This window comes from Motilimonas sp. 1_MG-2023, from assembly GCF_030547455.1.
Taxonomy (GTDB): domain Bacteria; phylum Pseudomonadota; class Gammaproteobacteria; order Enterobacterales; family CBDFNC01; genus Motilimonas.
The window spans coordinates 1-12113 of the sequence record NZ_JAUOPX010000053.1 but is presented as its reverse complement, the minus strand read 5'-3'; the positions used below and the strand labels follow the sequence as shown (position 1 = coordinate 12113).

The window sequence follows — 12113 nt, the reverse complement described above, 5'->3', positions numbered from 1 at the left end:
CTCTTTACATGTGTTAAAAAGACAGTACCATTGTCTTAATGACACAACTTAGGATGTTGTAATGGCAAAAATTTCTTCTCAATGGCTTCAAGTTGCTCTTGATCTTAATTCGAGTCTATCCAGCCAAGATCGGTTTGAACGGCTATTGTCGACCATTCGTCGCACGCTTAACTGCGATGCATCAGCATTATTGCTATTTCAAGAACAACACTTCATTCCTTTAGCTATTAATGGTTTGGCCGACGAAGTACTGGGCCGGCGCTTTGTTGTTTCGGCTCATCCGAGGCTGGAAGCGATCGCCCGTGCCGGAGATGTAGTTCGCTTTCCTGCCGACAGTGACTTGCCTGATCCCTACGATGGTTTGATCCCTAATCATGATGATAAATTACAGGTGCATTCATGTATTGGCTTGCCCTTGAACATTGGCGGGCGTTTGCTTGGCGCAATGACCATTGATGCTTTTGACCCCGAGCAATTTGAAGACTTTGCCGACGATGACCTACGCATTGTCAGCGCGTTAACCGCCAGTGCGCTACATGGCGCACTATTACTTGAGCAATTGGAAAAGCAAACCTTGCTTGGCCATGAGCCGTTGACCGAAAAACACAGTATACGTCAAGAAATGATCGGCACTTCGGCGGTCATGACCGACCTAAGGGCTCAGATAAATGCAGTGGCTAACACAGATTTAACGGTTTTGGTGACAGGAGAAACGGGAGTCGGTAAAGAGCTGGTAGCCAATGCCATGCATTTTCAGTCAGCCAGAGCGAACGAAAATTTGGTTTACCTGAATTGTGCCGCATTGCCAGAATCGGTGGCGGAAAGTGAGTTGTTTGGTCACGTTAAAGGTGCCTTTACTGGCGCGATTAGTCATCGCAAAGGCAAGTTTGAGCAAGCTGATAATGGCACCTTATTTTTGGATGAAGTTGCAGAGTTGACTCTAACGCTACAAGCTAAGCTATTAAGAGCGCTGCAATTTGGTGATATTCAGCGGGTGGGGGATGATTGTCATATTCGGGTTAATACGCGCATTGTTGCGGCGACGAATCGCAGTTTAGATGAAGAGGTTCGGGCAGGCCGTTTTCGCGCCGACTTGTATCATAGGTTGAGTGTGTTTCCGTTGTTTGTGCCACCGTTACGTGATCGAGAGGGAGATGTGGTGCTGTTGGCGGGTTTTTTCGCTGAACGCTGTCGGCAAAAATTAGGGCTGAGTGGTATTCGTCTTGATGACAGTTTTATTGCCGCGATTAAGCAGCATCACTGGCCGGGCAATATTAGAGAGCTTGAACATGTGATTAATCGTGCTGCCGTGATTGCGCGAGTGGGAGATAATCTGAGCCACTTGGTGTTGACGGCTGAGATGCTGTTGCCAGAGCTTCATGCTGGTTTTGCAGCTGGGCACGAAGGTGAAAAAGCCCTTACCAATGTGCCCTGCATAGAGAATGAAACCAGCGCAAAAAGCGCGATACTTTCTCGGATAGAGGTGCAAGGCGTGGGGTTAAAACTAGCAACGCAGCAATTCCAAAAAGACCTAATCGCGCAATGTTATCGGCGCAATAATAACAATTGGGCCTCTACGGCACGGGATCTTGAACTAGATAATGGTAACTTACATCGATTAGCAAAAAAATTGGGACTGAAGTAGTGAATGTTTGCCCCATGGATGCGCCAACGTTGGTTGTGTGTTTTTCGAGTCAGTTATACCCAATTAACTTGAAGATGCATGTTTCAGAGCCGCTCCCAAAGGGCAAGTTTTACAGGCGTTTATGCTGCGTTATTGATTTTGATAAGGGGAAAGCCATTACTTGCAATCAATGCCTTGTCTAAACGCGTGTAAAATCTTGCTGAAATCAAGCATCTCCAGATTGATTGGGTATAATTGCCTTACATCATCGACACTGTCTGCGGTATTGGTTATTTTGTACTATGAATCATTGCTCTATTATTTATTTGTCATGCTTGCTTGCGATGATCACTTAAATTTTAATTATTGAATGTAAGGGCGGGCAATGAAAAATACTTTGTTACAAAAGCTAGGCTTTGGGCTAGAAGATCGGGTGGTGTTGTTTCATTGTGACGATATCGGCATGAATCTAGGAAGCGTGCAGGCTTATCAAGATTTAAAAGATTTTGGCTTGGCCCGATCGGGCTCTGTGATGGTGAATTGCCCGTGGTTTTTATCGGCAGCAAACTTAGCCAAATCGCAATCTGATGCTGACTTAGGTGTTCACCTGATGTTAACGTCAGAATGGCAAGAATACCGCTGGCGTCCATTGACTAATCCTACGCCAGAATCGGGCCTAGTCGATGCTGAAGGCTTTTTTCATCGTAGTGAGTATACTTGCTGGTCGCTGGCGCAGGCTGAAGCTGTTGAGCAGGAAGTGGTGGCACAAATAGAAGCCGCACTGCGAGTAGGCATGCCTATTTCTCATTTAGATTCGCATATGTTTGCGATGTTATCAGCGAAAACCTTGCCGATATTTTATCGTGTGGCTCAGCGTTATAACTTACCTATGATGGCCTTACATTCGGATTATCTTAATAGGGTTGCGCCCTTTATCAAACATACACAAATGCAACGTAGCGAAACCCCTCTGGTTCCAGAATGGCCTGATGTGCTAGCAACGACGTGGGAGATGGAGCAAGCAGATACTCCCTTGTTTGATAACTGGTGTAGCCTGCCTTACAAACATGCGGATGATCGCGTGGGGCACATTAAACACTTGTTAACAGAGTTACCTGCAGGCGTCAGTTTCTTTATGTTACATCCTTCTCTTGATACCCCTGAGTTGCGTGCTATTTGCCCTGGCGCTGATTGGCAAATACGGGTGGCAGATTATCATGCAATGCTCAGCAAAGAATTACAGGCATTTATTAAGCGGCAAGGCATTCACCTGATTTCATTTAAAGATATTCAAGCCTTACTCTCACATAAAGGGTCACATTTTACCTAAGCTGGCTAATAGGCGTTCCATCGCACGATAATTTAATGCTTCAGTGAGATGAGATCGGCTAATCTTCGGATCATCTGCCAAATCCGCAATACTACGTGCAACCTTGATAATACTGTGCCAAGCACGAACCGACAGGCCAAGCCTTTCGATGGCATTTTCTAAAAACTCACTGTCACCAGCAGTTAACGGACAAAACTGTTTGATTTCGGCCGCGGTTAAATGCGCATTAAGCTTATCTTGTCGAGCGAGTTGTCTATCGCGACTGGCTATCACCCGTGCTTTAATGACGGCACTGTTTTCTCCTTCTTGGCTTGGCTTACTTAAACTCCCTTTAGGTAAAGCAGGGATCATCACCGAAATATCGAAGCGGTCGAGAAAAGGGCCTGATAAGCGTTGTAAATATCGCTGAACTTGATCGGGAGTGCTTCGACTCAGCTCACCTTGATGAAAGCCACATGGACTCGGGTTCATCGCTGCAATAAGTTGGAATTTAGCTGGAAAATTTAACCTAGCGGTGGCGCGTGAAATAGTGATTTGCTGACTTTCCATCGGTTCGCGCAAATTGTCTAAAATAACACGGGAAAATTCTGGCAGCTCGTCTAAAAAAAGTACCCCATTATGACTTAAGCTTATCTCGCCCGGTTTTGGCTTACCGCCGCCGCCAACTAAAGCCGCCGCTGACGCACTGTGATGAGGCTGGCGAAAAGGCCGAGTTTGCCAAGGCAAATCAGGTAAATCACTAATTGAATAAATCGCTGCTGTTTCAAGGGCCTCAGCTTCGCTTAGTGTTGGCATGATGCCTAGAATACGACTGGCTAGCATGGTTTTACCCGTGCCTGGTGGACCGATCAAAAGCAGGTGATGCCCCGCACTCGCAGCAATTTCAAGGGCGCGCTTGCCTTGATATTGCCCAATAATATCAATCAAATCGGCACACTCGGTGCTCTCTTGTGATGGTTGATGTGGTGGCGCATGGTCGAGTTGCTCTTGTCCCGCGAGAAAGCGGCACACTTGTAATAAATTATTAGCAATTTTATGTTCGCCACTGACACAACTGACTTGGGGCGCATTGGCTGTTGGTAACACTAAGGTTCGTTTCGCGTCCCTCGCCGCCATGGCCACGGGGATCATACCTCGGCAAGAGCGAAGCTCGCCTGATAATGCCAATTCGCCAAAAAACTCATACTTGCTTAGCTGCTGCGCAGGGATCTGCCCTGAAGCTGCTAAAATGCCTAATGCAATCGCCAAATCAAATTGACCGCCATTTTTGGGTAAGTCAGCGGGTGCAAGGTTTACCGTTAATCGCGAACTGGGAAATTCAAATTGTGAATTCTGAATGGCGCTTCGAACCCGCTCCTTGGCTTCTTTAACGCTGGCTTCGGGCAGGCCGACCAAATTAAAGGCGGGCAAACCTCGGCCTAAATGCACTTCTACCATCACTTCTGGCGCATCAATCCCGAGTAAGCTGCGACAATATACAATAGCAAGTGACATGACGGCTCCTTGTTCAGTGCGATACCCAATCAACTAGAAGGTACATGTTTCAGAGCGCCACCGTGTTTTCAATAGTTGGTGCGCTGGCAAAGGGCAAGCTTTACTGGCATTTATGCTGTGTGATTGACTTTGAATAAGGGAAGGTCATTAGCTGCAATCAATGCCTTGCCTAAACGCATGTAAACTCTTGTTGAAATAAAGCTGTTCCTCGTTGACTGGGTATAAGTATTAGCCAGATATCTGGCATCGCAAAATTAATGGAAATTTTTTTAGTTATTTTAGCTTTGAGTCAGATCGGGTAGATTGGAAATTTGCCTTGTCTATATATTGCATATTTAATCAATACTGGTCTATTGTTCTGTGTATTTTAATTATGTCTGGATCTTGTATAGGTTTGCTGAACCAAAAAAACAATTTACAGGTAAAAACCACCTTTGTACTGTGTTGATGCTCTAGGGCATTTATGGTAGTTATGTAGGCAGTTTTTGTATTAATTCGTGACTGAGTGCTCAATGTTTAAAATAGTTAGCCTGATTATTCTGGTCCTAGTGGTGGTCATTCAACCATCGCTCGGGGGAATGTTGGCTAAGATAAAATAACTCAGACAAACATTTTAAACCCCCGCACCTTAACTGGTTCGGGGGTTTTTTTTTGACTTAGGATGTGTGGTTATGAACGGTGCCCATTTTGTGGTTAAGGCATTACAACAGCAAGGCGTGAAGCAAGTGTTTGGTTACCCTGGCGGGGCCATCATGCCGGTGTATGATGCATTGTATGATTGTGGTGTAGACCACTTGTTATGTCGCCATGAGCAAGGTGCGGCAATGGCTGCGATTGGTTATGCACGCTCAACGGGTGGCGTGGGGGTCTGCATTGCTACTTCTGGCCCTGGTGCCACTAACTTGATCACCGGTCTTGCTGATGCGTTGTTGGATTCAGTGCCTATTGTGGCGATTACCGGTCAGGTGGCCTCACCATTAATTGGCACCGATGCGTTCCAAGAAGTTGATGTGTTAGGCATGTCCCTTTCTTGTACTAAACACAGCTTTATGGTGCAGCGCGCGGAAGATTTAGGTTCAGTGATAGCGCAAGCGTTTGAAGTGGCACGCTCTGGTCGTCCCGGTCCGGTGTTGGTCGATATTCCTAAAGATATTCAATTAGCCGCCATTGAGCATGCCTGTATTACTCACGAAGTGTCTGAGCCAAATTCACCTGAACTAACAGATATTACTGCTGCGCGTGAATTGCTTAGTCAAGCAAAAAAACCGCTGTTATATGTAGGTGGAGGTGTTACGTTAGCTCACGCCGAAGCCGAACTGCGCGACTTTTTAGCGAAAACCAAAATGCCGAGTATGACCACGTTAAAAGGCATTGGCACCATCGCACCCGATCAGTACGCTTTCTTAGGCATGGTGGGGATGCATGGCACTAAAGCTGCTAACTTTGCGGTACAAGAAGCAGACTTATTAGTGGTGGCAGGCGCGCGCTTTGATGACCGCGTGACAGGTAAATTGGATGAGTTTGCGGTGAATGCCAAAGTTATTCACCTTGATATTGATGCTGCTGAACTGGGTAAATTGCGCAAAGCTGACGTTGCAATTGCAGCAGATTTAAAACAAGTATTACCGCAGCTAGCGATGCCGTTGGATATTGACGACTGGCAACAACACACTATTGCCATGAGGCAAGAATATCACTGGCGTTACGATCATCCCGGTGAAGCTATTTATGCACCGCTGCTATTAAAACAGCTGTCAGATATGGCGCCAAAAAATACCGTAGTCGCTTGTGATGTGGGCCAACATCAAATGTGGGTGGCGCAGCACATCGAATTTGATAGTCCGCGAGATCACCTTTCAAGCTCAGGGTTAGGCACTATGGGCTTTGGTGTGCCAGCCGCCGTTGGCGCGCAAGTAGCACGTCCACACGATACCGTTATTGCAGTGTCGGGTGATGGCTCATTTATGATGAATGTACAAGAGCTTGGCACCATCAAGCGCCGCAAACTGCCAGTGAAAATTCTACTGATAGATAACCAGCGTTTAGGCATGGTACGCCAATGGCAGCAGTTGTTCTTTGAAGGCCGCTACAGCGAAACTATTTTGACCGATAACCCAGATTTTGTTGCCTTAGCAGCCGCGTTTGATATTCCGGGTGAAACTATAGTTGTTAAAGAGCAAGTGCAGCCGGCACTTGAGCGCATGCTAAACAGTAAAGGGGCGTACATCTTACATGTCGCCATCAGTGAAGAAGAAAACGTTTGGCCATTAGTGCCACCGGGTGCAGCCAACGATAAAATGATGGAGGAATGCTAATTATGTTACATCACCTAACGGTTACGGCTCAGCATAGCCCTGAATTATTAGAGCGTGTATTACGCGTGATGCGCCACCGCGGTTTTAGCGTGCAAAATATGCAAATGAATTTAGACAGCGAATTACAACAAGTTGAGCTTCAGGTTGCACTAGAGAGTGAACGTGCCATTGCCTTGCTAACCGCGCAACTGAGCAAATTGATTGGCGTGACTTCAGTCGCGGTTAGTGAACGCGCGGTGGAGCCAAAATTAGCCGTGGTTTAACTCAGCGTTATCCCTTAAACCTTTCAAAACCGCAGGTTTTGAAAAACAAGACAAAATAGCCCAGTTAGATTATGTTAGGGCGCATAACCCAAGCGATTGATTAACATCAGCGCTTGGTAAACTTATTTAAAACTGAATGTGAGAGAGAATTGTTATGCCTAAGTATCGTAGTGCAACGTCAACTCATGGACGTAATATGGCCGGCGCAAGAGCCCTTTGGCGTGCCACCGGGGTAAAAGATGATGATTTTGGTAAACCAATTATCGCTATTGCCAACTCTTTCACACAGTTTGTACCGGGCCATGTGCACTTAAAAGACATGGGCCAATTGGTTGCCAGAGCCGTTGAAGAAGCGGGCGGTATCGCCAAAGAATTTAATACTATTGCGGTTGATGACGGTATCGCCATGGGTCACGACGGTATGCTATACAGCTTGCCATCACGTGAGCTGATTGCTGACTCGGTGGAATACATGGTTAACGCCCATTGTGCCGATGCTATCGTGTGTATTTCAAACTGTGACAAGATCACCCCAGGCATGCTAATGGCGTCAATGCGCCTAAACGTGCCAGTGATTTTTGTTTCAGGTGGGCCAATGGAAGCGGGTAAAACCAAGCTTTCCGATCAAATCATCAAGCTCGATTTAGTGGACGCCATGATCAAAGGCGCCGATCCTACTGTGTCTGACTCAGAAAGTGAGCAAGTAGAGCGCAGCGCGTGTCCAACTTGTGGCTCATGCTCTGGTATGTTCACCGCCAACTCAATGAACTGTTTAACCGAAGCGTTAGGTTTAGCGCAGCCGGGTAATGGCTCGATGCTGGCAACGCATGCTGATCGTGAAGCCTTGTTTATTAATGCCGGTAAACGTATTGTTGAAATCACTCGTCGTCACTACGAGCAAGATGATGACTCAGTATTGCCACGTAACATTGCTTGTCGCGCGGCATTTGAAAATGCCATGGCACTCGACATTGCCATGGGTGGTTCAACCAACACTATCTTGCACTTGCTAGCAGCTGTGCAAGAAGGCGACATTGATTTTGATATGGCCGACATGGACGAAATGTCACGCCGTATTCCTCAGTTGTGTAAAGTGGCGCCATCAACCCCGCTTTATCACATGGAAGACGTGCATCGCGCTGGTGGTGTAATGGCCATCTTAGGTGAGCTTGATCGCGCAGGTTTACTTAACAACCAAGTAACTACCGTATTGGGCACCACCATGGCGGAGCAGCTTGCTCAGTACGACATCATGCAAACCCAAGATGAGGACGTGAAAAAGTTCTACCGTGCTGGCCCTGCTGGTATTCGCACCACTAAAGCATTCAGTCAAGACTGTCGCTGGGATACGTTAGATACTGATCGCGTAAGCGGTTGTATTCGCTCAATCGAAAATGCATTTAGCCTAGAAGGCGGCCTAGCGGTATTAACCGGTAACCTAGCCGTTGATGGTTGTGTGGTGAAAACAGCCGGCGTAACCGATGACAACTTTACTTTCCGTGGCCCAGCTAAAGTGTTCGAAAGCCAAGACACGGCTGTAAAAGGTATTCTAGGTGGTGAAGTCGTGGCGGGCGAAGTGGTTGTTATTCGCTATGAAGGCCCGAAAGGCGGACCGGGCATGCAAGAAATGCTGTACCCCACCACTTACCTTAAATCCATGGGCTTAGGCGCAAAATGTGCCTTGATCACCGATGGTCGTTTCTCTGGCGGTACTTCAGGTTTATCTATCGGTCACGTGTCGCCAGAAGCGGCATCGGGCGGTGAGATTGCGCTAGTGCAAGATGGCGATATCATTGATATCAATATTCCAACTCGCTCGATCATCCTTGATGTCCCTGCTGATGAGTTAGCGGCGCGCCGCGTTGCAATGGAAGCCAAAGGTAAAGATGCATGGAAGCCGGGTGAGCGTCCACGTAAGGTGTCACTATCGCTAAAAATTTACGGTGCTAACGCTCTGTCTGCTGACAAGGGTGCCGTGCGCGATAAATCTAAGTTTGAATAAACACAGCGTAGAATATCGCTAGTTTGACGCCATGTTGAGCTGAAAGGGCTTTGCATGGCTGAAACAGCGTAATAATATCAATGTTATGCTCGAATAAAGGTCGCTTGCGGCCTTTTTTTGTTTTAGATGGTTTGAATTAAGAGGTTGAAATGACAGAGCAAGAATTTACCGCGGCGGATTATTTGAAAAAAATCCTATTGGCGCCTGTTTATGAGGCGGCCGTTGAAACGTCACTGCAGCCACTTAAAAAACTGAGCGCACGCATTAGCAATCAAGTATTGTTAAAGCGTGAAGATCAACAGCCAGTGCATTCGTTTAAACTGCGCGGCGCTTATAACAAATTAGCCTCGTTATCCGATGCGCAAAAAGCGCAAGGCGTGGTTGCGGCTTCAGCGGGTAATCATGCTCAAGGCGTGGCGATGTCAGCATCGAAAATGGGCATCAAAGCCATTATTGTGATGCCACAAACCACCCCTGATATTAAAGTTTCCTCGGTGCGTGAACTCGGCGCGCAAGTCGAGCTGGTGGGCAACAGTTTTGATGAAGCCAGCCAACACGCCAAACAGCTTTCGGCTAATCAAGGCTACACCTTGATCCCCCCGTTTGATGATGCCGATATCATTGCTGGCCAAGGCACGGTTGGTAAAGAGTTGCTACAGCAAGATACCCACTTAACCCATATTTTTGTCCCCGTTGGCGGCGGCGGTTTAGCGGCAGGCGTTGCCGTGTATGTTAAGCAGTTAATGCCGCACGTTAAAGTGATCGGTGTTGAATCACAAGACTCCGCCTGTTTAAAAATTGCTTTAGAAACCGGCGAACCCACGGCATTGGAAAAAGTCGGCTTATTTGCCGATGGCGTGGCGGTAAAAACCATTGGCACCGAAACTTTTCGTTTATGCCAGCACTATTTAGATGAAGTGATCACCGTCAGCACCGACGAAATCTGCGCTGCAGTGAAAGACGTTTATGAAGATACCCGTGCTATTTCTGAGCCATCTGGCGCCCTTTCATTAGCGGGCTTAAAGCGTTATGTGCATGATCATCAGTTATCTGGGCAGCGCATGGCGGCGATTTTAAGTGGCGCTAACATGAACTTTCACAGCTTGCGTTATGTGTCTGAGCGCTGTGAGTTGGGTGAGCAAAAAGAAGGGGTGCTAGCGGTTACTATCCCTGAGCATAAAGGGGCTTTCTTAGATTTCATCAACATGCTCGGCGGTCGTGCCATCACCGAATTTAACTACCGTTATGCCAGTGATCAAGAAGCTAACATTTTTGTCGGCGTGCGCATTCCCGGCGGCTTTGATGAGCTGCACCAGCTGACCGATAACCTTGTGCAAGCCAGTTACCCGGTGGTGGACCTGTCGAATGATGAAATGGCCAAGCTACACGTGCGTTATATGGTTGGCGGCAGGCCTAATCGTGCCATTGAAGAGCGCTTGTTTAGCTTTGAGTTTCCTGAGCAGCCGGGCGCGTTAATTAAGTTTTTGCAAACCTTAGGCACGCGCTGGAATATTACTTTATTCCACTATCGCAATCACGGCGCTGCTTATGGCCGCGTATTAGCTGGCTTTAGCTTGCCGGATAATGACAACGACGAGTTTACTCAGCATCTCGACAAGCTAGGTTATGAAGTAAAAGAAGAAACCCACAACCCAGCATATAAGCTGTTTTTGTCGCGCTAGGGCCGACGTGACAAGCTTCAAATTTAGGAGGGTGCTGTTATTTTTAAGCCACTGAGCCAGCCCACGCGCACTTGCCCTTGCTGCCAACACAGCATGCGCTGCATTGGTATCTTGCGACCGAGATAATCAACCCCGCAAGGACGCAATAAGGATAATGGCATTCATCACGCCTAGCGCGTAAACAAGGGAATACGAATAAAGAAACAACACACAGGCAAGCCGTAACAAACTGATAAGGTAAGCGTTTCCATAATGATCGCCCCTTGCATCCTTCCCGCTCGTCTTGAAAAAGGCACTCAGGCGAAGCGCGGTTAACGCTCAATGCAGCAATTTACTTAATAAGGCAGAACGCGAGATCGGCGAGGTTCCGGGGATAATCCGAGCATTGTCCAACACTTGAATATAGGGTGTCGGCTTCGCGACACCTATTCTTATCTGTTATGTGACTTGTTCTCGACACTTATACATTGTTGGCATTAACCTGACATACAGTTTTTTATTACAGCCATCACACTTCAATTCGTGGCATTCCTCTACATTCATATTCCTAAATAAATTTTTAGAAACAAGAGATGCCGTACCACAAGTATCACAAGGTACTTCATATACATTGCGAGAGTGGAAGATTTCCCCATCACTTATAGATATTAAGTAACTTTCAATGCACGAATTACAGTGAACTATCTTACCATCGTGTAATGCAGAAACCTTTCGGGTTATTAAAGAATCACATGCTAGACATTGAAACTTGTACTCTGGTCCGATACCTCCTAATACAAGATTACCGCAGCTAACCGCTCTAAGCTGAACAAGAGCTTCTTCTAATTTTCGCTTAATTGTTTTAGCGTCACCATATGTCTGAATTGTTTGATTTTTGGGTACAGAAACATGAAGGGCTAAATTAGATAAAGCTTGGTAAGATCTAGCTAACTTATTTATATCTAACTCTGATTGCGTACCAAGCTTAACATATGACTTTGCCTTAAACTCCTCCAAAGATGGGTTATCATCAGACTCTTCATTAGGCTCAGTTGAAATTGACAGGGTTAACTCCTGAGTCGCGTTTGGGTTTTCTTCTGCCAAAATTTGTCGGATTACTTTCTTAGGTTGCCAATCGACTTCATTTTTAGACATTTTTCCTATTGATACTTTTAATCTTTCGTAACAAACCAATTCGATTGCTAGTCTACATTCAAGAGCAGCGTAGACTACGCTTTGAGGTGTATCATCCAAAATTAATTTATCTATTATTTTAATTTTTTCTTTTAAATTCCGCATAAAAACACCTCTGTAACGAAAGTACTTGGTAGTCACATAACGCTTCAATCTAGCGAATCCCCACAAAATATCTTTCGCTATCAAATATATAGAAACGCATCTCGTTGTGTGATCTAATTAATTTC

Annotated in this window: 9 protein-coding genes; 6 read left to right on the top strand and 3 right to left on the bottom strand. The window is 46.3% G+C overall.

Features of this window, described 5'->3' with window-relative positions; all coding sequences use genetic code 11:
• The first annotated feature begins 61 nt into the window (after positions 1–61).
• Together norR and Q4519_RS19340 are read left to right on the top strand one after the other, a co-directional pair.
• Entirely contained in the window at positions 62–1645 is a 1584-nt protein-coding gene (gene norR / locus Q4519_RS19345; protein ID WP_303515144.1) for a nitric oxide reductase transcriptional regulator NorR, read from the top strand.
• A gap of 364 nt (positions 1646–2009) precedes the next feature.
• Entirely contained in the window at positions 2010–2954 is a 945-nt protein-coding gene (locus Q4519_RS19340; protein WP_303515142.1) for a ChbG/HpnK family deacetylase, read from the top strand.
• On the opposite strand, the gene Q4519_RS19335 is transcribed toward Q4519_RS19340, so the two are convergent.
• Positions 2940–4448, bottom strand: a complete 1509-nt coding sequence (locus Q4519_RS19335; RefSeq protein ID WP_303515140.1) for a YifB family Mg chelatase-like AAA ATPase — start codon at positions 4446–4448, stop codon at positions 2940–2942. The two genes, Q4519_RS19340 and Q4519_RS19335, sit on opposite strands and share 15 nt — an antisense overlap.
• Positions 4449–5119: 671 nt before the next feature.
• Here Q4519_RS19335 and ilvG point away from each other — a divergent pair.
• From ilvG to ilvA, 4 genes are all read left to right on the top strand, one after another.
• A complete protein-coding gene (ilvG, locus tag Q4519_RS19330) occupies positions 5120–6763 on the top strand; it encodes an acetolactate synthase 2 catalytic subunit (protein WP_232803734.1) in 1644 nt (547 codons plus the stop codon).
• A 2-nt stretch (positions 6764–6765) separates the two neighbouring features.
• Positions 6766–7026, top strand: a complete 261-nt coding sequence (ilvM, locus tag Q4519_RS19325) for an acetolactate synthase 2 small subunit (RefSeq protein ID WP_303515138.1) — start codon at positions 6766–6768, stop codon at positions 7024–7026.
• Between the two features lie 154 nt (positions 7027–7180).
• Positions 7181–9028, top strand: coding sequence for a dihydroxy-acid dehydratase (gene ilvD, locus Q4519_RS19320; RefSeq protein WP_232803733.1), 1848 nt, complete (start codon positions 7181–7183; stop codon positions 9026–9028).
• A 149-nt stretch (positions 9029–9177) separates the two neighbouring features.
• Positions 9178–10710, top strand: coding sequence for a threonine ammonia-lyase, biosynthetic (gene ilvA / locus Q4519_RS19315; protein ID WP_303515135.1), 1533 nt, complete (start codon positions 9178–9180; stop codon positions 10708–10710).
• A gap of 23 nt (positions 10711–10733) precedes the next feature.
• Here ilvA and Q4519_RS19310 read toward each other — a convergent pair whose 3' ends face one another.
• Complete coding sequence (locus Q4519_RS19310) at positions 10734–10871, bottom strand: hypothetical protein (RefSeq protein WP_303515133.1); 138 nt, start codon at positions 10869–10871, stop codon at positions 10734–10736.
• Positions 10872–11148: 277 nt separating this feature from the next.
• Positions 11149–11988: a hypothetical protein gene (locus tag Q4519_RS19305; RefSeq protein WP_303515130.1), complete on the bottom strand. Its 840-nt coding sequence runs from the start codon at positions 11986–11988 to the stop codon at positions 11149–11151.
• Between the last annotated feature and the right edge of the window lie 125 nt (positions 11989–12113).

Coding starts and splice junctions, on each gene's coding strand:
- norR (WP_303515144.1), top strand. CDS start 62: ATGGCAAAAATTTCTTCTCAATGGCTTCAAGTTGCTCTTGATCTTAAT.
- Q4519_RS19340 (WP_303515142.1), top strand. CDS start 2,010: ATGAAAAATACTTTGTTACAAAAGCTAGGCTTTGGGCTAGAAGATCGG.
- Q4519_RS19335 (WP_303515140.1), bottom strand. CDS start 4,448: ATGTCACTTGCTATTGTATATTGTCGCAGCTTACTCGGGATTGATGCG.
- ilvG (WP_232803734.1), top strand. CDS start 5,120: ATGAACGGTGCCCATTTTGTGGTTAAGGCATTACAACAGCAAGGCGTG.
- ilvM (WP_303515138.1), top strand. CDS start 6,766: ATGTTACATCACCTAACGGTTACGGCTCAGCATAGCCCTGAATTATTA.
- ilvD (WP_232803733.1), top strand. CDS start 7,181: ATGCCTAAGTATCGTAGTGCAACGTCAACTCATGGACGTAATATGGCC.
- ilvA (WP_303515135.1), top strand. CDS start 9,178: ATGACAGAGCAAGAATTTACCGCGGCGGATTATTTGAAAAAAATCCTA.
- Q4519_RS19310 (WP_303515133.1), bottom strand. CDS start 10,871: ATGCCATTATCCTTATTGCGTCCTTGCGGGGTTGATTATCTCGGTCGC.
- Q4519_RS19305 (WP_303515130.1), bottom strand. CDS start 11,988: ATGCGGAATTTAAAAGAAAAAATTAAAATAATAGATAAATTAATTTTG.